The sequence below is a fragment of the Cryobacterium sp. GrIS_2_6 genome (genome assembly GCF_035984545.1).
GTDB lineage: Bacteria > Actinomycetota > Actinomycetes > Actinomycetales > Microbacteriaceae > Cryobacterium.
On the sequence record NZ_JAXCHP010000001.1, the window covers coordinates 3,200,912 to 3,223,661 of the forward strand.

Annotated in this window: 19 protein-coding genes; 7 read left to right on the top strand and 12 right to left on the bottom strand. The window is 71.6% G+C overall.

Translation table 11 applies throughout. The annotated features are described in order from the left end of the window. The first annotated feature begins 24 nt into the window (after window positions 1-24). On the top strand, window positions 25-657 hold the full coding sequence (locus RCH22_RS15620) for an antibiotic biosynthesis monooxygenase (protein ID WP_327014615.1): 633 nt from the start codon (window positions 25-27) through the stop codon (window positions 655-657). Here the strand turns inward: RCH22_RS15620 and RCH22_RS15625 are convergent. After that, a complete protein-coding gene (locus RCH22_RS15625; RefSeq protein ID WP_327014616.1) occupies window positions 654-1,583 on the bottom strand; it encodes an AEC family transporter in 930 nt (309 codons plus the stop codon). The two genes, RCH22_RS15620 and RCH22_RS15625, sit on opposite strands and share 4 nt — an antisense overlap. Window positions 1,584-1,664: 81 nt before the next feature. Here RCH22_RS15625 and RCH22_RS15630 point away from each other — a divergent pair, with 81 nt between their 5' ends. Both RCH22_RS15630 and RCH22_RS15635 read left to right on the top strand, forming a co-directional pair. Then, window positions 1,665-2,480: an alpha/beta hydrolase gene (locus RCH22_RS15630; RefSeq protein ID WP_327014617.1), complete on the top strand. Its 816-nt coding sequence runs from the start codon at window positions 1,665-1,667 to the stop codon at window positions 2,478-2,480. Between the two features lie 166 nt (window positions 2,481-2,646). Beyond that, window positions 2,647-7,743, top strand: a complete 5,097-nt coding sequence (locus tag RCH22_RS15635) for an SCO7613 C-terminal domain-containing membrane protein (RefSeq protein ID WP_327014618.1) — start codon at window positions 2,647-2,649, stop codon at window positions 7,741-7,743. Window positions 7,744-7,797: 54 nt separating this feature from the next. Here RCH22_RS15635 and RCH22_RS15640 read toward each other — a convergent pair whose 3' ends face one another. Genes RCH22_RS15640 through RCH22_RS15650 form a run of 3 tightly spaced genes read right to left on the bottom strand, consistent with a single transcriptional unit; the run spans window position 7,798 to window position 10,372 of the window. After that, window positions 7,798-8,832 (bottom strand): oxidoreductase, encoded by a 1,035-nt coding sequence (locus RCH22_RS15640; RefSeq protein ID WP_327014619.1) that lies wholly within the window; start codon window positions 8,830-8,832, stop codon window positions 7,798-7,800. After that, a complete protein-coding gene (locus RCH22_RS15645; RefSeq protein WP_327014620.1) occupies window positions 8,829-9,353 on the bottom strand; it encodes a pyridoxamine 5'-phosphate oxidase family protein in 525 nt (174 codons plus the stop codon). The genes RCH22_RS15640 and RCH22_RS15645 overlap by 4 nt, the downstream gene beginning before the upstream one ends. Next, on the bottom strand, window positions 9,350-10,372 hold the full coding sequence (locus RCH22_RS15650) for a LacI family DNA-binding transcriptional regulator (protein ID WP_327015549.1): 1,023 nt from the start codon (window positions 10,370-10,372) through the stop codon (window positions 9,350-9,352). Before RCH22_RS15650 ends, RCH22_RS15645 begins: the two co-directional genes overlap by 4 nt. Before the next feature lie 139 nt (window positions 10,373-10,511). Here RCH22_RS15650 and RCH22_RS15655 point away from each other — a divergent pair, with 139 nt between their 5' ends. Then, window positions 10,512-11,456 carry an NADP-dependent oxidoreductase gene (locus RCH22_RS15655; protein ID WP_327014621.1) on the top strand — a complete coding sequence of 315 codons (945 nt, stop codon included), beginning with the start codon at window positions 10,512-10,514 and terminating at the stop codon, window positions 11,454-11,456. A gap of 13 nt (window positions 11,457-11,469) precedes the next feature. On the opposite strand, the gene RCH22_RS15660 is transcribed toward RCH22_RS15655, so the two are convergent. Next, complete coding sequence (locus RCH22_RS15660; protein ID WP_327014622.1) at window positions 11,470-12,306, bottom strand: SDR family NAD(P)-dependent oxidoreductase; 837 nt, start codon at window positions 12,304-12,306, stop codon at window positions 11,470-11,472. Here RCH22_RS15660 and RCH22_RS15665 point away from each other — a divergent pair. Both RCH22_RS15665 and RCH22_RS15670 read left to right on the top strand, forming a co-directional pair. Then, the gene (locus tag RCH22_RS15665; protein ID WP_327014623.1) at window positions 12,305-13,024 is read left to right on the top strand and encodes a hypothetical protein; all 720 of its coding nucleotides are present in this window, start codon (window positions 12,305-12,307) and stop codon (window positions 13,022-13,024) included. The two genes, RCH22_RS15660 and RCH22_RS15665, sit on opposite strands and share 2 nt — an antisense overlap. 103 nt (window positions 13,025-13,127) lie before the next feature. Further along, window positions 13,128-13,922, top strand: a complete 795-nt coding sequence (locus tag RCH22_RS15670; RefSeq protein ID WP_327014624.1) for a 2,3-bisphosphoglycerate-dependent phosphoglycerate mutase — start codon at window positions 13,128-13,130, stop codon at window positions 13,920-13,922. A gap of 26 nt (window positions 13,923-13,948) precedes the next feature. Here the strand turns inward: RCH22_RS15670 and RCH22_RS15675 are convergent, their stop codons facing one another. The 7 genes from RCH22_RS15675 to RCH22_RS15705 all read right to left on the bottom strand — a co-directional run bounded on the left by RCH22_RS15675 (window position 13,949) and on the right by RCH22_RS15705 (window position 21,223). After that, window positions 13,949-15,094 carry a glycerate kinase gene (locus tag RCH22_RS15675; RefSeq protein WP_327014625.1) on the bottom strand — a complete coding sequence of 382 codons (1,146 nt, stop codon included), beginning with the start codon at window positions 15,092-15,094 and terminating at the stop codon, window positions 13,949-13,951. A gap of 115 nt (window positions 15,095-15,209) precedes the next feature. Then, entirely contained in the window at window positions 15,210-15,593 is a 384-nt protein-coding gene (gene rbsD / locus RCH22_RS15680; protein ID WP_327014626.1) for a D-ribose pyranase, read from the bottom strand. After that, a complete protein-coding gene (locus tag RCH22_RS15685) occupies window positions 15,590-16,528 on the bottom strand; it encodes a ribokinase (protein WP_327014627.1) in 939 nt (312 codons plus the stop codon). Before RCH22_RS15685 ends, rbsD begins: the two co-directional genes overlap by 4 nt. After that, window positions 16,525-17,469, bottom strand: a complete 945-nt coding sequence (locus RCH22_RS15690; RefSeq protein ID WP_327014628.1) for a substrate-binding domain-containing protein — start codon at window positions 17,467-17,469, stop codon at window positions 16,525-16,527. Before RCH22_RS15690 ends, RCH22_RS15685 begins: the two co-directional genes overlap by 4 nt. A 65-nt stretch (window positions 17,470-17,534) precedes the next feature. Then, the gene (locus RCH22_RS15695; RefSeq protein WP_327014629.1) at window positions 17,535-18,506 is read right to left on the bottom strand and encodes an ABC transporter permease; all 972 of its coding nucleotides are present in this window, start codon (window positions 18,504-18,506) and stop codon (window positions 17,535-17,537) included. A gap of 5 nt (window positions 18,507-18,511) precedes the next feature. Further along, window positions 18,512-20,149 (bottom strand): sugar ABC transporter ATP-binding protein, encoded by a 1,638-nt coding sequence (locus RCH22_RS15700; RefSeq protein WP_327014630.1) that lies wholly within the window; start codon window positions 20,147-20,149, stop codon window positions 18,512-18,514. 12 nt (window positions 20,150-20,161) lie between these two features. After that, the gene (locus RCH22_RS15705; RefSeq protein ID WP_327014631.1) at window positions 20,162-21,223 is read right to left on the bottom strand and encodes a LacI family DNA-binding transcriptional regulator; all 1,062 of its coding nucleotides are present in this window, start codon (window positions 21,221-21,223) and stop codon (window positions 20,162-20,164) included. A 246-nt stretch (window positions 21,224-21,469) separates the two neighbouring features. Between RCH22_RS15705 and RCH22_RS15710 the strand changes: the two genes are divergently transcribed. Next, on the top strand, window positions 21,470-22,681 hold the full coding sequence (locus RCH22_RS15710; RefSeq protein WP_327014632.1) for a class I SAM-dependent methyltransferase: 1,212 nt from the start codon (window positions 21,470-21,472) through the stop codon (window positions 22,679-22,681). Window positions 22,682-22,750: the final 69 nt, after the last annotated feature.

The window sequence follows — 22,750 nt, forward strand, 5'->3', positions numbered from 1 at the left end:
GTGGCCGTCGGGGATACTGGAGACATGTTTTCCGTATCGCCGGGGAACGACGGCAATCCGGCGGCGGCCGGACCGTCCGATTCCGTCACCGTCTCCATCACCCGTCGGGTGCAGCCCACCCGGATAGCCGAGGCGACCCACTGGGCCCAGCAGGGCATGGACCTCGCGAGCGCGTTCCCCGGCTTCCTCGGCTCCGGCTGGGTGCGCACGAGCGAGGACTCGCTCAGCTGGCACATGCTCTACCGCTTCGACAACTCCGATTCGCTGGATGCCTGGGAGGGCTCCGATGAGCGCGCCGAGTGGCTCGCCCAGGGCGTCGACTACATCCTCGACGCCCGCGTTCAGAAGCGCACCGGTATCGAAGGCTGGTTCGACACCCCGCAGGAGGGCTCCGACTCGGGCATCTACCAGCCCTCGCAGTGGAAGCAGACCGTCGCGATCGGCCTCGGCTTCTTCCCGAGCAACGTGGTCTTCACCTTCCTCGTCACACTGGCGATCCCCGAGTGGGGCGGCTACCCGATCGTGCCCCGCATCCTGATGACGACCCTCGTGATGGCGCCCACGATGACGCTGCTCGTGATGCCGTGGATCACCCGGTGGCTCCGCCCCTGGCTGACCCGGCCGCCGGCATCCGCCTACCGCCGCCCGCAGCTCTAGGCCACCGGCGCGAGCAGGGCCGCGATCACGAGCAAGGCCGGGATGGCGGCGATCGTCGTCACGAGCACGGTGTCGCGGGCGACGACCATGCCGCGGTCGTACCGGGCCGCGAAGTTGAAGACGTTCTGCGCGGTCGGCAGGGCGGCGACCGTCACGACCGCGAACAGTTCGATCGGGCCGAGGCCGAACGCGAACCGGCCGAGGACCCAGGCGACGACGGGCATCACGGCCACCTTGAGCACCGCGGCGAGCGCGACCTGCTTGCGCCCTGACCCGGGCCGCAGCACCCTCTCGCCGTGCAGGGACATGCCGAAGGCGAGGAGAACCATCGGGATGCCCGCCCCGCCGAGGATGTCGAGGGGCGCGAACACGGCATCGGGGATCTGGATCCGGAACACGGCGACGAGCAGCCCGGACAGGGAGGCGAGGATCATCGGGTTGCGCAACGGCTGGGTCAGGATCGCCCGAAGCGAGGCCCGGCCGCTCGTGGAGACGTCGAGGATGCCGAGCACGATCGGGGCGAAGACGAGAAGTTGCAGGAGCAGCACCGGGGCGACGAAGTGCGCGCTGCCGAGCACGTAGATCGCAACGGGCAGGCCGATATTGTTCGCGTTGACATAGCTGGAGCCCGCGACGCCGAGCACGGTCTCCGCGACCGGGCGGCGGCCGAGGAGCCTGCCTGCCACCAGGGAGACGGCAGCGATGACCAGGACGGTGCACAGAGTGGTCAGGAGGAACCAGGAGAACAGCACCCGGACATCCGTGCGGCTCAGCACCGTGAACATCAGCGCGGGCATCGCCACGAAGAAGGCGACCCGATTGAGCACGAACCCAGCCGTCGGGCCCGCGAACCCCGCACGCTCGATGAGGTAGCCCACCAGGATCACGAATCCGATGATGGAGAACCCGACCAGGACGCCGCTCATTACTCCCAGATTAGGGGACAGTTCTGCTGCAGGAGAGCGCGAGTCTTGCCAGTGGTCACGCCACAGCCGTACGCTCGAAGCATGCCTCATCTCAGCGTTCCGGGTGCGTCGATGTACTACGAGACCAAAGGTGCGCTGTCGTCGCCGGCGATCCTGCTGCTGCACGCCGGCATCGCGAACCTGCGAATGTGGGACCCCCAGGTCGCAGCTCTTGCCGCCAGGCATTTCGTGGTGCGGTTCGATGCGCGCGGCTTCGGGCAGACCACGACCGAGAACATCGCGTTCTCCAACCGGGCGGATGCCGTCGCGCTGCTCGATCATCTCGGCATCGCGTCCGCGACCCTCGTCGGCTGCTCGCGCGGAGGGTCGATCGCTATCGACATCGCCCTCGAGAGCCCGGACCGGGTCGCCGGGCTTGTCACGATCGGGTCCGGTCCGAGCGGTTTCCCCGAGGTCGAGCTCACCGAGCTCGAGGACGCCCGTTTCGACGAACTCGACGAGGCGTTCGACGCCCGCGACTGGCACCGGCTCGCCCGGCTCGAGGTCGCGCTGTGGGCGATCGGTCCGATCAGGGACGAGAAGGCCCTCGACCCCGGGTTCGTGTCGACGGCCTACGCGCTCAACCGGGTCAATGTCGTGCACGCCGAGGAACACCCGATCCCGATCCCGCTCGAACCGCCCGCGAGCAACCGGGTGATCGACATCGAGGTTCCCGCGCTCGTGACGGTCGGCGAGTTCGACGTGACGCCCGCGCTCGCCCACTACGAGTACCTGCTGTCGACGCTGCCCTTCGCGAGCGGCTGCACCTTCCACGACGCCGCGCACCTGCCGAGCGTCGAACTCCCCGACGAGTTCGAGCGCGTGCTCCTCGACTGGCTCACCTCGAACGGCCTCTAGCCCCGCCCCCGAGCTGCACCGTGCCCGCTCCCCCCGCTCGGAGCATCCGCTGAATAGGCCGCGGGCGGAGACGGGAGCGGTTGTCCACAGGCCGAACGGGGCATCCCGCCAACGGGTGGCGAGACGCTAACCTGTGGGGGCAGTCCACGTCAAGCGAGGGGCAACGATGTCAGACCCGGCCGGCGGCGATTCAGCCGCACCCGATCCATTCGCACAGCACGCGGGCACGGTGCTCTGGCCCGGCTCGCTCCGCGACCTGATTGACACGACCCTGTGCCCGGCCTGCCAGACCCCGCTCGCGCCATACGGGTGCCCGTCCTGCGGGCTCGACCTGCGGCATCCGGTCGCCGCCGAGCTGCTGGCCGTGTCAACGGATGCCGCGAAACTGCTCGACCGGCGCGTCGCGCTGATCGGGCGCTTGCGTTTCGACGCCGCCCGGGCCCGGGCCGCCGCCCAACAGGTGCAGCACACGCCGACCAGGCCGGCTCCGGCGCCTCCCCTGCCCTGGCTCCCCCAACCGCCGGCGACTGCCCCCCTGGCCGTCCCGATCGCGGCTTGGGCTTCGACCGCGCCATCGGTGCCGGTTCCGTCCGCGCACGGGACGCCGACGCCCTCCCCGTCCGCGCCCGCGCTGTCCACGCCGCCCCACCAGTCCCCGCCGCTGGCGGCACCCCCGAAGGCGGCACCGGCGCCGCGGGACCCCTCGCTCCCGCCGAAACGGTCGAGCGTGCAGATCCTGCTGCTCGTGGTCGGGATCACGCTCGTGTCGGTCGCCGCGATCTTCTTCCTCACGGTCGCCTGGATCTTCGCCGGGCTCCTCGTGCGTTCCCTCATCGTCGGGGCATTCACGGCAGGGGCCCTGGTCACGGCCGCGGTGCTCAGGCGCCGCGGACTCGGGGTCACGGCGGAGGGCATCGGCGCCCTCGCAGTCGTGCTCGTGCTGCTCGACGCCTGGTCCCTCCGGCAGAACGACCTCTTCGGGCTCGGCGCAGTGGAGTCCGACGGCTACTGGGGGGTGGCGCTCCTGGTCTGCACCGGGCTGTTCCTCTCCTGGCACGCCGTGTCCAGGCTGCGGGTCGCGAGTGTCGCCGGCTTCGCGGCCGCCGCACCAGGGCTCGGCCTGCTCGTCTCCGCCGCGGCGGTCGGACAGGACGGCCTGACCCGGGTCTACCTCGCGTGCCTCGGGGCATCCGTCGGCGCGCTCATCCACCGGTTCACCCGGGCGCCGACTCCGAACGGCACCGCCGCGCCGCTGCGGCGCTGGCCCGGCGCCGACCGGGCGCCCGAGCGGGCGATCGTGTTCGGTTTCGCCGTCGTGTCGCTGCTCGGCGCCCTCGCAACGGCCCCGTTCGTGGACACGGGCAGCGAACTCTCCCCGCTCTGGCTGCTCGGCGCGGTCGCGCTCGTCGCCGCCGCGCACGCGGTCACGATCCTCGGGGTCCGCGCGGCACCTCCGGCCCCTGCCGGCGCCGCACCATCCTCCGCCGCCCAGCCAAGCCCCGCACGGCCCGGTCCTGCGCAGCCCGGCCCCGGCGCGGGCTCGCTCGCCTTCGCCTGCTTCTGCTCGGCACTCGCGGCACTCGCCCTGTCCCTGGTCGCCCTTGTCGTCGCGATCCGCACCACCAGCATCCCGCTGCTCGTCACGGCACCCCTGCTGGTCGCGCTGACCCTCGCGCTCGGCCTGGAGTTCCTGTCCAACCGCGCCGCCGGTCCGCGGCGCACCGCCGGGCGCGTCGCGGCCCTGACCGCGGCCCTCGCCACGGGTTATTTCGCCCTCGGGACGGTCTCCAGCGCCGCGTGGCCGCTTGGCGTCGCGCTCGTGCGCGGCCTGACCGTGTTCGCGAGCGACCCGGGCACGCCGTTCAACCCGCTCCTCTCCTGGTTCGACGAGCTGGACAACCCGGTCGGCCCGAACAGTCCCTGGGCCCTCGGCGCCCTCGTCGCAGCCGGCGCCCTTGCCGCCGTCATCTGGCGCGCCGGGGGGCTGCTGCACGCCCGCGCGCGCCTGGTCGCGGCGGTATTCGCGGCTACTCTCGTGCTCGCGGTCCCGTTCGCGGGGCAGCTCCCCGGCTCGGTATGGCTAGTCACCCTGCTCTTCGGGCTGCTGGGCGGCGGCGCGCTGTTCGCACTGCTCGCGCACCAGCGCGACCGGCTGCCGCTCGGTTCCCTCCGTCCCATCGTGCTCACCCTCGTCATCGTGAGCGTATCCCTCGGCTTCCTGGTCGGCTGGGCGCGGTCGGACACCTGGTGGATCGGCACAGCCACCGGCATCCTCTCGCTCGTCGTCGCCCGCGGCCTGCTCGGAAACGTCCAGGAAGCCCACATCGCGGGAACCCCCGACCGCCCCGCGCACAGCGGGCGGGAACAGGGACGCGGCGCGCTCCTGGCTGGCGCGATCCTGCTCACCCTGCTCGCCGCCGTCGTCGCGGCGTGGGCGCTCACTCTCGGCGCCCGGCCGCCGGCGACCGTGCTGCTCGTGGACCAGCTGCGCGGCCTCACCCTCGCGACCGCGCTGCTCCAGCTTTTCTTCGCGGTGCCGCTGCCCCGCTGGGTGCAGCCCACCGAGCGCCGCTGGGCGTTCCGGACGCTGCTCGCCCCCACGATCCTGGCCTTCGCCCTGCCCGTCGGGGACCTCGCCGCCGCCCTCGACCCGACCGGCCGCGCCGTCCTGCTGCAGCCCGAACCGGCAGCGGGCATCATCCAGACTGCGCTGCTGCTGACCTCCGCCGTGCTCTGGCTCACCCTCCGCGGTAACCGCGCCGCCGCTCCCATCGAGCGACTCACCGCGCTCGTCGGGCTCGCCCCGGTGCTGTTCCTGCTGTTCGGCGCCGTCCTCCGGGCAGCGGATGCCCCCACCACCGTCGCAGACATCGCCGCGCCGACCGCCGCCATCCTCTGCTGCGCCCTCGGGCTCACGCTCGGGTCGCTCGCGCTAGGAACGCCGCCCGGGACGGTGTCCCGCGGCCCCTCCGACCGGCTCGCCCTCGAGGTCGGCGCACTGCTCGTCCTCGGCCCGGCAACGATCGCCGCGATCGCCACGAGCCGCCCGCTCGGCTGGGTCGCGCTCCTCCTCGTCGGCCTCGCGGCGCTCCTGGCCGCGATCGCTCCCGACGGGCTCTTCGGCTCGCACTCCCCGCGACGCCACCTCGGCTGGGTGGCCCTCTGCCTCGGAATCGCGGGCCTCTGGCTCGGCCTCTTCCGGTCAGGCACCGAGGCCGTGGAACCCCACGTACTGCCCGTCGCGGCGGTCCTGCTCGTGCTGGCCGCGCTCATCCGCCGCTTCGGACAGGTCGACCGCAGGACGGCCGGGAGCCCCGTCGCCGGTTGGCTCACCCTCGCCGGGCTGCTCGTCGCGCTGGTGCCCCTCGCGCTTGTCGCCGGAACCGGCCAGCTCGCCCGCCCGCTCGCGGTCGCCGGCGCCTCGGCCGCGCTGCTCCTCGCGGCCTGCGCCCTGCGCTGGACCCCGCCGCGGTCCGGGTACCTCGCCGCGGCCGCGGCGAGCGGCGCCCTCGGGCTGCTCGTGACGAGCGGTGGCCGGATCGCGGCGCTCCTCCGCTCACCCGGGGACGCCGGCCTCATCGTCGAAGCCTGGCTCCTGCCCGCACTGCTGGTCCTCCTGGCCGCCGGCATCCTCAGCGCACGCTCCGGGCGACGGATGCTCGGGGAGGCCTCGGGCGCCGGGGCCTCCCACGTCACGGCCCGGCTCGCCGTGCGCACCGGATACGGCCTGCTCACGGTCGCCGTCACCTTCGGGTCACTTGCCGAGGTCATCAGCCTCGCCGCATCGGCCCCCGACGAGACCCCGCTCGCCGCTCCGCGCGTCGTGCTGCTCGCCCTCGCCTGCGCGGCAGCGCACGTCGGTCTGATCCGGTGGGACCACACCAGGGATGGCCGCGCTCTCGCCTGGGTCGCCCTCGGCGGTGCCGGTCTCGCACTGCTCGGCGGCTGCCTGCACGGCGTCCCGGTTCCGCTCGAGATCGTGACCGTGCCCGTCGGACTCGCGATCGTCACCGGGCGCCTCCTCGCCGCCGGCCTGTTCCGCAGCCCCGTTCCGGCCACGGCCGCGGACTCGGGCGCGGCACGGTCGACCCGGTTCTGGATCCAGGCCGGCCTCCTGCTCGCCGTGCTCCCGAGCGCCACGATCCCGCCGACACCGGACGGGTCCCTGCTCCGCCCGATCCTCCTGCTGGTCTTCGGTGGCGCGCTCGCCATCGGCGGCGCCGCGCTCACAGCGACACCGGCGTGGCGTCCGCTGGCCTGGCCGGCCGTCTCCGCCGGACTCGTGGCCGTGCTGCTCACCACCCTGAACCGAGTGAGCCCGCTCCTCGACATCGTTCCGGCCGGGCCGGATTCCCGGCTCGAGGGCTGGCTGCTGCCCGCGGCCGTCCTCGTGGCCGCGACCGGAATCGCCCTCGCGGCCGCGGCCCGCCGTGGCACCGTCGCTGGTCTCCCCGCGGCGGTCGGCGACCACCCGCCGACCGGTATGGTCGATGGCGACGCGCGCGACGGCATCCGCTTCACCGGTTCGACGCCCGGCCCGGTGCGGACCGGCACGCGACGGGTGCCGGCCACGGATGCCGCGACATCGGCGCTCGGCTACGGTCTCGTGATCCTGGCGATGGCCGGCGTGCTCGGGGCCGAAGTCGCCGCACTCGGGTATGCGCCTCTCGCGACGATCCGCGTGGTGCTGCTCGCCTGGACCTTCTCCGCGGTGCACCTCACCGTATTCCAGCTCGACCCGGGCCGAGCCGGCCGCTGGGTCGCCTGGCTGGCCATCGCCGCCGGCGGAGTCGCGGTGCTCGCCGGTTACGGCCACGGCGTGCCGCACCCGATCGAGATCGTGAGCGTTCCGCTCGCCCTCGCGCTCGTCACGAGCGGCTGGCTGCACCTCGAGGCGACGCCGTCGGCGCGGAGCTGGCCGTGGCTCGCGCCGGGCCTCTTCGTGCTGCTCGGTCCGTCGCTGCTGCTCGACGTGACCGAGAGCCCGCTCTGGCGGGTCGTCGGGCTCGGGGTACTCGCGGTCGTCGTGCTGCTGGCCGGCCTGTGGCAGCGGTTGCAAGCGCCGTTCGTGCTGGGCGCCGTTGTGCTGCTCGTGCACGGTCTCGCCCAGCTGTGGCCGTGGATCGCGCTCGCCTACGAGGCCGTCGCCTGGTGGCTGTGGCTCGGCATCGGCGGCACCCTGCTGATCGTGCTCGCTGCCCGCTACGAGCAGCGGATCCGGAACCTCAAGCAGATCGCGCTCGGCATCTCGTCGCTCCGCTGACGGCCCTGATGGATCCGGGCTGTGCCCGTAGACACCCGGTGCCGGCTGAGGCTGTCAGCCGAGATCGAAGGTGACCCCGGTCAGGCGTTCGCTTTCCGACCACAGAAGCAGGGCATCCGCGTGGTTGCCGGCCCGTTCGGACCGCCCGACCGGATGCGGGTGGCCGTGCTGCTCGCCGAAGCCGTCCGGCCCGACGAAGGTGTTGCCGGCGAGCCCCGGCTCGGTCGCGGCGTAGAGCGTGGGCAGCGCCCCCATCTCGGCCGGCTGGGCGAGGACCCGGTTGGCGAGATCCGTCAGCCGGCGCTCGAAGCCGTTGTTGTTGCCGCGCATGCTTGCACCGACGGACTGCAGGTTCGTGCGGGCATACCCGGGGTGGGCGGCGACGGCGAGCAGGGGCGCCCCTGCCGCGTCGGCCCGGCGCTGCAGTTCGCTGGTGAAGAGCAGGTTGGCGAGCTTGCTCTGGCCGTAGGCAGCCCAGGCCTTGTACTTCTGGGCGCCCATCAGGTCGTCGAAGTTCATCCGGCCGCGCCGGTGCAGTGTGGAGGAGAGCGTGACGACCCGGGCCGTTCGGCCGGCATCCGGGCCGGTGACCGCGTCCGGGCCGGTGACCGCCGCGGCTCGGGCGAGCAGGCCGGGCAGCAGCAGCCCGGTGAGGGCGAAGTGGCCGAGGTGGTTCGTGCCGAATTGCAGTTCGAATCCGTCGGCGGTCCGGCGCTCTGGAACGTTCATCACGCCCGCGTTGTTGACGAGGACGTCGAGTCCTTCGGGGTGCTCGGCGAGCCACGCACTCGCGAAGGCCCGAACCGAGGCGAGGCTGGAGAGGTCGAGCGCCCGCACCCGAACAGCGGCATCCGCTGCCCGGTCGGCTGGCAGCCCTGCCAGAATGCGCCGCGCGGCGTCTTCGCCCCTGGCGAGATCACGTACGGCGAGCGTGACGGATGCCCCGTGCCCGGCCAGCTCGGACGCCGTCACGAAGCCGAGCCCCGAGTTTGCTCCCGTGACGATGATCGTGCGGCCCCGGAGGTCGGGGATGTCCGCGGCAGTCCAGCCGGACTTCTTCGGCGACTTCTTCGAAGAAGCGGCGGTCATTTCGACAGCTCGATCCGGTAGCGCACGTGGTTCCGGTCGGCGCTCGCCTGCCAGAACTCGATCTCGCTCGGCTGCAGCGCGTAGAGCCGCCAGCTCGGGTTGGGCCGGCCGTCGGCGCCGGGGCGCTCGTCCCAGTCCTGCGCGGATGCCTGGGCCGAGAGCTCGATCACCGAACCGACCACGCGCACCTGCCTGCCTTGTTGCGGCCAGTAGAAGTTCATCGCCGCGCGCGGGTTCTCACTGAGCTCGAAGCCCTTGCGCGAGGTCGCGGAGCTCGCGAAGTGCCAGCCGGCCTCGTCGATGTTCTTGAGGATCAGCATCCGCGAGGACGGCTGGCCGGAGGCAGTCGCCGTGGCCAGGCTGAAGGCGTGCGGCTGGGGAACCCCCGCGGCGAGGGCGGCGGCGAGCCAGGCCCGGAAGAGCAGGGCGGGATCGGACTCGGCGGCCTTCGCGTCGAAGGGCGGGAGGGAGGCCGGGAAGTCCGGCAGGGAGCGCAACAGGGAACGGAAGGATTCGGTCACGCGCCGAGCCTAGCGGGATCGACCGGAGTCGCGGAGGAGCCCCGGACGATCAACCGGCTGGGCAGGCGCACGGACTCGGGCGTGCCGCCGTCGATCACGGTCCTGAGCATGTCGACGGCGATCCGGCCCATGTCCGCGACACTGTGCGCGACGACGCTCACGGGCGGGTCGAGCAGGGCGAGCCAGTCGATGTCGTCGAAGGAGACCAGGGCAACGTCGGTGCCGATCCGGAGGCCGAGCTTCTGGATCGCGCCGATCGCGCCGAACGCCATCGGGCTGTCCGCGACCAGTAGCGCGGTCGGCGGTTCATTGAGTGCGAGCAGGGTGCGCACGGCGGCCGAGCCGCTCTCGGGCTGGAAGTCGCCGAAGACGATGAGCGCTGGGTCGAGGCTGAGGTCCCGGTCGCCGGCGGCCCGCACGAAGCTCGCGTGGCGTTCACGGCCGGTCGAGGTGGACTGCGGCCCGGCAATGTAGCCGATCCGGGTGTGTCCGAGCGCGGCGAGGTGATCGACCGCTTCCCGGATCCCGGTGTCGCTGTCCGTCGTCACGCTCGGCAGGTCGATGCCCTCGATGGTGCGGTCGATGAAGACGGCCGGGATCTCCCGTCCGACGACCGAGCGGATGCTGCCGCTCCCGTCACCGAGCGGCGCGACGATGATGCCGTCGACGCGCCGGGCGATCAGGTTGTCGAGGTACCGGTCCTGCTGGTCCTTCCGCTCGTTCGCGTTGCCGAGCAGCGTCACGAAACCGTGCACGAGGGCGGCCTGCTCGACCGTGTGGGCGAGGTCCGCGAAGAACGGGTTCCGGACATCCGGCACCAGCAGGCCGATCGAGTGCGTGCGGGTGGACCGGAGCGCCCTGGCTTGGGCGTTCGGTCGATAGTCGAGCTCTGCGACGGCCGCCTGCACCCGGGAGCGGGCGTCTGCCGAGGTGGCGGGGTTTCCGGAGAGCACCCGGGACGTCGTCGCGACGGACACGCCGGCGAGCGCGGCAACGTCCTTGATGGTGATCGTGACCATCACTGCACCCCCTGCCCTGCCGGGACTGCGTCAAGTGGAAACGTTTCCAAGCTGATGCCCAGACTATTGCGGAGGCGCAGAGGTGTCAAAATGCGAGAGGGGGTTGTCATTCCGCCCTCCACCGACTCGAGGAGACCCCATGGCCCAGATCGTTCAGTACAGCGAATTCGGTGGACCAGAGGTGCTCGAGCTGGTCGAGGTGGCCGAGCCCCGGGCATCCGCCGGGGAGGTCGTGGTCGCGGTCAGGGCGGCGGGCGTGAACCCGATCGACTGGAAGATCCGCAGGGCCATTCGCCCGACCGGCCCGATCACGACGCCGAGGCGGCCAGGCTCCGACGCCGCCGGCCGGATCGTCGAGGTCGGCGCCGGCGTGACCGGCTGGTCGGTCGGGGACGCCGTGATCGTGCTCGGCGCCGCTGGTGCCTATGCCAGCCACCTGACGTCGACCCCCGCGCAGCTCACTCGGAAGCCGGACGGACTCGGCTGGACGGAGGCCGCGGCCCTCGGCATTCCGGCCGGAACGGCGTACCAGGCGCTCCGCTCCCTCGGACTGGGATCGGCAGACACCCTGCTCATCCACGGCGGTTCGGGCAGCGTCGGACAGGCCGCGATCCAGTTCGCCCTGCTCGACGGCGCGACCGTGATCGCGACGGCGAGCGAGCCGAATCAGGCCCGGCTGGCCGAACTCGGCGCGATCCCGCTCGTGTACGGACCCGGTCTCGTCGATCGGATCCGTGCGGTGGCTCCCCGGGGCGTCGATGTCGTCCTGGATGCCGCGGGCACCGACGAGGCCCTCGAGGCTTCCTTCGCGCTCGTCGCCGACCGCAGCAGGATCGGCACGATCGTGGTCGGCCGGAAGGCGGCGGAGCTCGGCATCCAGGCCTGGTCAGGCGGCAGCCCGGTTCCGCTCACCCCCGAGCAGGTCGAGCTCAGGGCAGCGGGCCTGCGACTCGCAACCGAGCTGGCGGCCGCCGGCCGGTTCGATGTCGAGATCGCGGCGCTCTTCCCGCTCGCCGAGGCCGCCGCAGCCCAGGAGCTCAGCGAGCACGGGCATCCGCGCGGCAAGATCGTCCTGCTGCCCTGACCCGCCTGGACGGTCAGCGACGGCCGACGAAGTCGTCCATGGTGTTGTAGACGCCGAAGACGCGGCCGGCCACGAGATCCCAGACCGGCAGCGGCAGGATGCCCCGCAGCACTGTCGAGAGACCGACCGTCCACGGCATGGTCACCTGCGGAGTCCCGGCGAGCATGGCCCGCCAGACCCGGTCGACGACGTATTCCGGTGTGAGTATGGGAGTCAGGAGCGGCCCGCGAGCGCCGTCGAACATGCCGGTCGAGATATAGCTCGGCGACACCGTGGTGACCTTGACCCGGCTGAAACCCTGCTGCACGAGCTCGAGCCGCAGGGAATCACTCCAGCCGATCAGGGCGGCCTTCGATGCCGCGTACACGCTCATCCTCGGGTTGGAGAGCAGGCCGGCCGCCGAGGCGATGTTCACGATCCGCGATTCCCGGCCGTTGGTGCTCATCATCCCCGGCAGGAACTCGCGGGCGATGTACATCGGGGCGAGGGCGTTGATCTGCATGGTGGGGCGAGTGTCGTCGCCGTTGTCGTGTTCCCAGAAGAAGGCGCCGCGCACGATCCCGGCGTTGTTGATCACGATGTCCGGGTTTCCGATTTCCGTGCGCACGCGTTGGGCTGTCTGCGCGATCGCACCCAGGTCTCCGATGTCGACGACGTACGGGGACACCGCGGTCGAGCCGGTGGCACCCTCGGAGAGGCGAGCGGCCGTCCTGGTGAGAGCGGCGGCGTCCCGATCCCACAGGATCACCGCCCGCGCCCCCTCTGCGACGGCCCGCTCGGCGTAGAGGCGGCCCATGCCGCTGGCAGCGCCGGTGATCAGCACGCGGGCTCCGGAAACGGTTCGAGTCATGCCTCCATCATTCATCATCGCCGCCGGTCCGGGAGCCGCCATCCTGGGGAGCGCCCCGGAAGCCCAGTGCATACCCAGCCCCCGCTGGCATCGTGGACGCAACCGATCGACGATTCACAAGACGACTGACCAGGAGCACACCATGGGATTCCTCGACCGCCCCTTCGGCCGCGACGAACAGGGCAGCACGGCGCAGGCCCGCACCGCGCCCACCGCGCGTGGCGCCGTCGAGCGCTACCAGTACCTGTTGCGCACGGCGCCGCCGGAGACCATCGAGCAGGTGCACACCGAGGCCTTCGCCAAGCTCACCGACCAGCAGCGCGACCTGCTCTTCCAGCGCCTCACCGAGAACGCCACACCGAGCGAACGCCCGGCCGACGCCGCGCCCGCGACGCTCGCGAAGGCCGCCACCCGTGCAGAGCTCCGCGAGCCCGGCACCCTCGAACGCACCCTCGGCCGCCAGGGCCAGGGCGGCCTGGGGTTCGGCGGCATGGTCGGCAGCACCATCCTCGGCACGGTCGCGGGTTACGTGATCGGGTCCGCGCTCGTGAGCGCGTTCCTGCCGGACCCGGGGCCGACGGATGCCGCAGCGAGCGATTCAGGGACCGATTCCGGCGGAGACACCGCGAACGACACGAGCACCGATGCCGGTGCGGACACGGGGGCCGACACCGGCGGCGACTTCGGCGCGGACTTCGGCGGCGGCTTCGACTTCTGAGCCGTCCGTCCCGGAACGGCCGTGCCCAGCACGACCGCGCCGGGCGCGGCCGGGCGATAGCCTGACAGGAGCGTCCCGGTCGGAACGCCGAGAGGACAGGCCAGTGAGCACCCGCACTCCCGGCACTCTCGTGCTCCTGCGGCACGGCGAGAGCACGGCGAATGCCTCCGGCCTGTTCACCGGGGTCCTCGACGCATCGCTGTCCGATCTGGGGGCGGCAGAGGCCCGGTCAGCCGCCAGGCTGCTGGCCTCGGCCGGCCTCCACCCCGACGCCGTGTTCACCTCAGCCCTGCAGCGGGCCCGGCGAACGGCCGAGATCCTGGTCGAGGAGCTGCGACCACACCCCGCGGCCCCGCTGGCTGATTGGCGACTCAACGAGCGCAACTACGGAGCCCTGACCGGTCGCTCGAAGGCCGACGTGCGGGCGGAATTCGGCGAGGCCCAGTTCCTGGCCTGGCGCAGGTCGGTCAACACCGCTCCGCCGCCCCTCGACGACGAGGCCTTCGCGGCCGCTCGCGATTCACCCCTGTTCCGCGGACTCCCTGCCGAAGCACTTACCCGCACCGAGGCGCTCAGCCAGGTCATGGCCCGGATCGGCCGGTTCCATGCTGAACGGGCGGTTCCGTGCCTCCGCCTCGGCCAGACCGTGCTCGTCGTCGCCCACGGAAACTCGCTCCGGGCGTACTGCGCGCTGCTGGACGGCCTCGACGACCACGCGATCCACCGGCTCAATCTGCCGACGGGGCATCCGCTCGTCTATCGCTTCACGGCCGCCGACCTGGCCAAAGATCCCACGGGTGCGGTCCCGCGGCACCCGCTCTCGGCGGGCGGCCACTACCTCGACTCCGCCGCCGCACTGCCGGCCGCGGCCCGGCTCACCGCCGACGGCGGCACTTAGTCCCCGAGAGTTGCGGATGCCGCGAGTCAGGGCCGGGAGTGCTGCGGAACCGTGAGCAGGCGGCAGGTGGTCGCGACGGCCTTCTCGAGGTTGGCCGCGCCGGCGGCGAGCGCCTCCTCCAGGGTGCAGACGCCAGGGACGATCGGAATGAGGGCGGCGAACCCGCGCCCATAGAGCGCCTCGGCGCCCTCCCCGACCCGTCCCGCGAAGGCGATCACCGGAATCCCGTGCCTGGCCGCGGTCTCCGCGACGCCGAGCGGAGTCTTCCCGCCCAGGGTCTGGGCGTCGATGCTGCCCTCTCCCGTGAACACGATGTCGGCGCCCGCCATCGACTCGGGGAGGTGGGAGGCCTCCATCACGACGTCGACGCCGCGCCGCATCGTGCTGTCGAAGAAGGCGAGGAAGGCCGCTCCGAGCCCGCCGGCGGCGCCGGCACCGGCGACCGTGGCGACCTCGCGCCCCGTCGTCGACGTGACGACGGACGCGAAGGCGCCGAGGGCAGCATCGAGCTCGGCCATGGCCGTTTCATCCGCACCCTTCTGGGGTCCGAACACCCGACTGGCCCCGCCCGGGCCGAGCAACGGGTTGGTCACGTCGCACGCGATCCCGAAGGTCGTGCCCGCGAGTCGCGGATCGATCCCGGACAGGTCGATCCGGGCGAGGCGGGCGAGGGCTGCGCCTCCGCGGGGCAGCTCAGCGCCGTCGACGTCGAGCAGTCTCGCGCCGAGCGCCTGAAGCATGCCCGCCCCGCCGTCGTTGGTGACCGATCCGCCGAGCCCGACGATGAACCGGCGTGCGCCCCGGTCGAGCGCGTCGATGATCAGCTGGCCGACCCCGAAGGTGCTCGCGATCCGGGGGTCACGGTCGACGACCGCGACGAGGTGGATGCCGGCGGCCGCGGCGATCTCGACGACCGCCAGCTCCTCGGCGGCCACGAATCCATAGGTCGCCGGCACCGTTCGTCCGAGCGCATCCTGCACCTCGGCCGTGACGAGTGTGCCGCCGAGCGCGGCCACGAGGGCGTCGGCCGTTCCCTCCCCGCCGTCGGCCATCGGAGCGGCGATGCACACGGCATCAGGGAACACCGAGCGGACGCCGCGTTCCATAGCGGCCACGGCCTCCGCCGCGGTCATCGATTCCTTGAAGGAGTCGGGTGCCAGAACGAACTTCATGCGGTGATCCTCTGCCGGGCGCAACCGATGGGGTGAGAAAAGAGGCCGGGGAGAATTCCCCGGCCCCTTCAGTGTGGCCGTTTCGGCGGACCACGTCGATCTCCCGAGCCGTGGCTCAGAATGACACCCCGCAGACCAGGGCCGCATTCGCGTACGGCGTGGCCTCGCCCGTGCGGATGAAGAGCTTGGCCGACGCGGAGAGCGCCTTGAGATCCTCGTGGCTGATGTACTCGATCCCGTCGAAACGCTCGGCCAGCCAGGCACCCGCCGGGGCGCCCTCCGCTTCCTCGGCGGCGATGCAGTGCTGGAACACCATTTCGCTTGTGAGTGCATCGAGGACCTGCTCGAACCGCGGAATGCCGTGGACGAGTGCGAGGTCGACCACCGGCACCCCCGCCGGGATCGGCATGCCGCAATCGGCCACCAGGACCAGGTCGGTGTGCCCGAGTCGGGCGAGGGCGCCGCAGAGGTCGGCATTCAGGATGCCGGTCCGCTTCACTTCTCCACCTCGGGGAGTTCGTCGTCCGCGCCGGGATACGACTGCTGGGTGCCGAGCGTGCGCACCGCGAACGCGCCGACCCTGACCGCGAGGCGCACGGCGTCGAGGAGGCTCGAGCCGGCGGCGAGCCGTCCGCTGAGCGCCCCGACAAAGGCATCGCCGGCGCCGGAGGAGTCGACCGCTGCGACCCGGGGCGAGGGAACCGTGGTCGTGCCGAGGGAATCGGAGCAGATCGCACCCTGTTCTCCCCTGGTCAGCACCACGGCGGGAACGCCCCAGGCGCGGAGCCTGGCCACGAGCTCGGCGTCCCCACGGGGGATGTCCGTGCCGGGGTCGACGAGCGCGAGGACGAGTGCGGCCTCGTGCTCGTTGACGACGAGCGGGTCGGCCCGCCGGATCGTGGCGGGGTCGACGGCGATCACGGGAGCGAGGTTGAGCACGACCCGGCCGGTGGCCAGGCGGGCGGCCGCCTCGATGCCGGCGGCGGGGATCTCGCCCTGCAGCACGACGACGGCAGCCCGCGCGATGAGGTCGGCGGCGTCACCGACGACATCCGCCCCCACGGCGGCGTTCGCCCCGGGGACGACGACGATGGTGTTCTCCCCGTCGTCGGCCACGGTGACGAGGGCGAGGCCGGTCGGGCCGTCGATGGCGGACACGGCGGACAGGTCGACGCCGGCCCGCTCGAGGAGCGCCATCGTGAGCCCGGCGACGGAATCGCTCCCGGTGGCGCCGACGAGGCTGACGTGCGCGCCCAGCCGGGCCGCTGCGACGGCCTGGTTGGCGCCCTTGCCGCCCGGCAGGAATTCCATCGACCGCGCGATCAGGGTTTCCCCTGGCGCGGGGTGGCGCTCGACGACCATGACTTGGTCGACGTTGATCGAGCCGACGACGACGATCGGGCCGCCGTCAGCGGTGGGGGTGAAGGAACTCACTTGGTGAAGTCGCCCACGTTCGTCTTCGTGACGGTGACGACCTCGACGGGGACGGTCGCGTCGACCTTCTCGCCGGCGAGGGTCTTGACGGCCAGTTCGATGGCGAGCTTGCCGAGTTCGGCGGGCTGCTGGGCGATCGTGGCGGCGAGGGTGCCCGCTGTGATCGCGGCGAGTCCGTCGGTGGTTCCGTCGAAGCCGACGACCTTGACGTCGGTCCCGGCGCGGGATCCGAGCGCCTGCACGGCTCCGAGGGCCATCTCATCGTTCTCGGCGAAGACACCGGTCACCTCGGGGTGGGCCTGGAGCAGGTTCGTCGTCACGTCGAGTGCGGTGGCGCGGTCGAAGTTGGCGGTCTGCTTGGCCACGACGGTGATGTTCGGGTAGGCCTTCATGCCCTCTTCGAAGCCGGCGCCACGGTCGCGGCTCGCGCTGGTTCCGGAGACACCCTGCAGATCGATGACGCTGCCCTTCTCTCCCATCGCGGTCGCGAGTTCGATCGCGGCCTGCTTGCCGCCTGCGACGTTGTCGCTCGCGACGAGGGAGGCGACGGTTGCACCGTTGACGGTGCGGTCGACGGCGATCACCGGGATGTTCGCGGTGTTGAGCGCCTTGACGGCCGAGCCGGCGGCATCCGAGTCGACGGGGTTGACGATGACGAGCTTGGCCCCGCTCGATGCGGCCGTGGCCAGCTGGTTGGCCTGGGTCGCCGAGTCGTTCTGGGCATCCACGATGTTGAGCTGCAGACCGGCGGCGGTCGCGGCGGCCTGGGCGCCGTCGCGCAGCTCGACGAAGAACGGGTTGTTCAGGGTGGAGACGGCCAGCACGATCTTGGTGCCGGATGCCGAGTCCCCGCCGCCCCGGCCGCACGCGGTCGTGCCGACGAGGATGAGGGCAGCTGCGGTGGTGACGGCGGCGATTCTGCGGAAAGAGGACGACTTCATTGTGTGTTCCTTTGGTTTGAGCGATGGAGGGAAAGGGAGAAAGTGCGGGTGCGGAGGAATAGTGCTCAGCTGTTGCGCGTCTTGCGGCGCAGCACGTCGACGCCGACGGCGAGGGCGATCACGAGGCCGATGACGACCTGCTGCCAGAACGAGGTGACGTTCAGCAGGTTGAGGCCGTTGCGGATCACGACGAGCACGAGCGCGCCGACGAAGGTGCCCGAGATCTTGCCGAGGCCACCAGAGAGCGATGCGCCGCCGATGACGACGGCCGCGATGGCGTCGAGCTCGTAGCCGGCCGCCGCCTGGGGCTGCGCGGAGTCGAGCCGGCCGGCGAGGAGGAGCCCGGCGAGCGCCGCGAACAGGCCGGCGAGGGCGAAGACGGTGACGAGGATGCGCTTGACCGGCAACCCAGACAGGCGCGCCGCCTCGGCGTTGCCGCCGACCGCGTACATCGACCGCCCGATCACGGTGCGGTTGAGCACGAAGGAGGCGACGACGGCCGAAAGGAGGAGCACGACGATCGGCATCGGGATGGGTCCGAGGTTTCCGCCGAGGAAGGAAACCTCGGGCGCTGTCTTGATCGGGCGGCCGTCGGAGATGACGAGGGTGAGGCCGCGGGCAACGCTCAGCATCGCGAGGGTCGCGATGAACGAGGGCAGCTTGCCGTAGGCGTTCGCGAGGCCGTTGACCATTCCGGCGAGGAGCCCGGTGACGAGCCCGCCGATCAGGGTCAGCCAGCCGGGAAGCCCGGCGGCGACGAAGAGCCAGCTGGACACCATGGCCGCGAGCGCGGCGACCGCGCCGACCGACAGGTCGATGCCGCCCGCGACGATGACGAAGGTCATCCCGAACGCGAGCACGGCGACGGTGGAGACCTGGATGCCGATGTTCAGCAGGTTCTGCCCGGTCAGGAAGTCCGGGGTGGCGATGAAGAGGGCGAGGCACAACACGACGAGGCCGACGAGCGCTCCGTTGTTGGCGAGGAATTTCTTGTAGTCGACGCGGCGGCGCGCCGGCGCCAGGGTAGTCGTGGACATCGGTGTCATTCCTTCTCGTGGGTCGGTGCGTTGTCGGGGGTGACGGCGGCGAGGTCGCCGTCGGTCGTCGTGGTGATCGGTTCGTTGATCGGTCCGTCGATCGGTTCGTCGGATTCGATGTCGTCGACGATGGCGTCGATCTCGGTGCTGCCCGCCTCCCGGGCGGCGAGGGTCATCACGGCGTCCTGGGTGGCGTCCGCGGCGCTCAGCTCGCCGGCGATCCGGCCGTCCCGCATCACCAGGATGCGGTCGCTCATGCCGAGGACCTCGGGGAGTTCGCTCGAGACCATGACGATCGCGCCACCGGCATCCGTGATCGCGTTCATGAGCTCGTAGATCTCGACCTTGGCGCCGACGTCGACGCCGCGGGTGGGCTCGTCGAGCAGCAGCACGGTCGAGGCGGCGATGATCCAGCGGCCGAAGACGGCCTTCTGCTGGTTGCCGCCTGACAGTGCGCCGACGGGCTGGTCGATGGTGTGCATCCGGATGCGGAGCTTCTCGGCGACGGCCTGGGCCCTGCGCCGCTGACCGGTGAAGTCCGCGAGCCCGAGGCGTGCAGTCGACGCGAGCGTCGCGTAGCCGAGGTTGTCGTTGACGGATGCCCCGAGCACGAGCCCCTGTCCCTTGCGGTCCTCGGGCACGTGGCCGATGCCCGCGGCGATCGCGGCCGGGATGTTGCCCTTCGGCAGGCGGTGCCCGCGCACCACAACGGTGCCGGAGTCGTAGTGGTCGACGCCCGCGATCGCCCGGATCAGTTCGGTGCGACCGGCGCCGACGAGTCCGGCGATCCCGAGCACTTCACCGGCGTGCACGGTGAAGCTCACGTCGCTGAACGAGCCGCTCGCGCTGAGGTTCTCGACCGCGAGGATCTCGGCCGGTTCGGCGAGCACGGGGGCGCGGCGGGGGAACTGGTCCTCGATGTTGCGGCCGACCATGAGGCGCACCAGCTCCGCTTCCGGTGTCGAGGCCGGCACCTCGGCGACGAATTCGCCGTCGCGCAGCACCGTGACCGTGTCGCCGACCTCGGCGATCTCGTCGAGGTGGTGGCTGATGAAGAGCATCGCGACGCCGCGGCGCCGGAGGTCGGCCATCACGGCGAAGAGCGCCTGGGTCTCGTGCCGGGTGAGTGCGGCCGTCGGCTCGTCGAGGATGAGGATGCGCGCGTTGATGCTGAGCGCCTTGGCGATCTCGACGAGCTGCTGCTTGGCGATGCCGAGCTCGCCGACCGGGGTGTCCACGTCGACGTCGAGACCGATCAGGGCCAGGGCGGCACGCGCCCGGTTGCGGAGGGCGCGCCGGTCGACCATGCCGTGCCTGGTCGGCATCCGCCCGAGCATCACGTTCTCGGCGACGCTCATGGTCGGCACGAGGTTGAGTTCCTGGTGGATGGTGGCGATGCCGAGGTCCTCCGCCGCGCGCGTCGTCGGGAGCGTCGCGACGGCGCCGTCGACCACGATGTCGCCGGAATCGGGCTGGTATACCCCGGCCATCATCTTGATCAGCGTGGATTTCCCGGCGCCGTTCTCGCCGAGGAGCACCTGTACGTGGCCGGCGTAGACGCTCACGGTGACGTCCTTGATGACGGTCACCTGGCCGAAGGTCTTGCCCACGTTCTGCAGGGTGACCAGGGGTTGTGGATTCATTTCAGTGCGTCCTTACGCTGTTATGACTGGCTGTGGGTGCTGGGGGCGCCGGGCGGGCGGTGTTCCCGGTGTTCCGGCCGGTGCCGACGACGCCCGGACGATCAGTTCGCTCGGCAGCACGACCGAGGCAGGGGTGCCGCCGTCGATGACCCTCAGAAGCAGGTCCACGGCGGTGCGGCCCATGTCGGCGACGCTGTGCGAGATGACGCTCAGTGCGGGGTTGAGCAGCGCGAACCACTCGACGTCGTCGAAGGCGACCATGGCGAGGTCGACGCCGAGCAGCACCCCGCGGTCGTGCAGGCTGGCGATGGCGCCGACGGCCATCAGGCTGTCGGCAACGAGCAGGGCGGTCGGCGGCTCGCGGAGGCCCAGCAGGGCGTGCACACCGGCCGATCCGCTGGCCGCCTGGTAGTCGCCGAAGTAGACGAGTGCGGGGTCGGCGCCCAGCCCGTTCTCGGTGACGCACCGGGTGAACGCGGCGAACCGGTCTCGCCCGGTCGAGCTTTCCTGCGGGCCCGAGATGTAGCCGATCCGGGTGTGGCCGCCCGCAGCGAGATGTTCAACGGCCTGGCGGATGCCGGTGGTTCCGTCCGTCGTCACGCTCGGCGCGTCCATGCCCGCGATCGTGCGGTCGACGAAGACGGTGGGGATCTCACGGGCGATGAGGGAGCGGATGCTGTCGCTCCCCTCCCCGACGGGGGCGAGGATGATGCCGTCGACCCTTCGCGAGATCAGGGTGTCGAGGTACCGGTCCTGCTGGTCGGCGCGTTCGTTGGCGTTGCCGAGCAGGGTCACGTAGCCGTGCAGGTTGGCCGCCTGTTCGACGGTGTGGGCGAGGTCGGCGAAGAAGGGGTTCCGCACGTCGGAAACCAGGAGGCCGAGGGCGTTCGTCCTGGCTCCGCGCAGCGCGCGGGCCTGGGCGTTGGGCCGGAAGTCGAGTTCCGCTGCGGCCGAGGCGACGCGGGCCCTCGAGGTCGGCGAGGTGGCCGGGTTACCGGAGAGCACCCGGGAGGCGGTGGCGACGGAGACGCCGGCGAGCGCTGCGACCTCGCGGATCGTGATCGCGTTCATCATGCTCACCTCATTGTGTGATTGGGCCCTGCGTCGTGGAAACGATTCCATGGAATCGTTTCCATACTAGGCGGCCCCCGTCCCGGCTGTCAACACCCCTGCCGCACAACCCCGTTCGCCAGCCCCGTTCCCTTCCGAACGCTGCGATACTCAGGAGAGACCGTCGGCACTCGTCCGGGGGGACGAGTCCCGCGCGCACGAGCGTCGGAGGCCCTGGCGCCGACGTGTCGTGTCACAGGAGCGGACCCCATGTCCCGCACGCCGCAGAAGCCCACCGACCTCACGCATCCGTCGCCCCCGCTCACCGGCTGGTACTCAGAGAACCACTGGCCCGCACCCGAGACCGTCGTGGTCGCCGACGACCGGATGACCGCGGACGTGGCCTACCGCCTCGCCAAGTCGGGCACCGGGATGCTGTGGGCCGGCGATTTCCAGAACGCCCGGCAGCTGCTCGGCGCGCTCGCCCGCCGCATCGACCACATCGACACCGCCCGCCGCCGCACGCATCCGCCGCGCCGCGGCCCGGCGGCCCTCTTCGAACGAACCAGAGCCGACGCCCACGAGCGCGCCCGGCTGCTCGGCCTCGTGCTCATTCCGCTCGACGCCGACTACACGATCGCCCTGCGTCGCGCGCCCGGTGCCCGAGCCGCCTGCCTCGAGACCTACGGCCCGGCCGGCCGTACAGCGACGGTCACGTCACTGCGCGAGCTGCTCGGCGTGATGGGCGCCCACGAGTGGCGGGTGAGGGGCGTCGTCGTCCCGGCGCTCGGCGGCAGCATCCACGCGCACTACGGCGTCTTCTCACCCGTACGCGGCGAGTACCTCGACCTCGTGCTCGCCGCACCGCTTCCCGCGACGACCGCGACCCCTGCGACCGGGACCACGAGCGCGGCAAAGGATGCCTCCCGCACCGCCTTCGACATCGGAACCGGCACCGGCGTGATCGCCGCGATCCTCGCCGGCCGTGGCTTCGATCGCGTGATCGGCACGGACACGGCCCCGCGCGCGCTGGCCTGTGCGCGCGAGAACGTGGCCAGGCTCGGCCTCACGAAGACGGTCACGATCGAGGACACCGACCTGTTCCCTGCGGGACTCGCCGACCTGATCGTCTGCAATCCGCCGTGGATCCCCGGCGCCGCCATCACCGCAACCGACCACGCCGTCTACGATCCCGACGGGCAGATGCTGCAGGGCTTCCTCGGCGGCCTCGCCGGACATCTCGCACCCGGCGGCGAGGGCTGGCTCGTGCTCTCCGACATCGCCGAGCACCTCGGGCTGCGATCCAGGGATGCCCTGCTCGACCAGTTCGACGACGCCGGTCTCGAGGTCGTCGCTCGACTCGACACGAAGCCCGTGCACCGGAAGGCCGTCGACGCCGACGACCCGCTGCACGTGGCGAGGGCCGCAGAGGTGACCTCGCTCTGGCGACTGCGCGCGGTATCCGCCCCTGAGCGCCCCTGACAAAAAACACAAGGCGGGCAGAGAGTTCTCTGCCCGCCTTGTGCGGTGAAACGGTGAAACGGTGAAGCG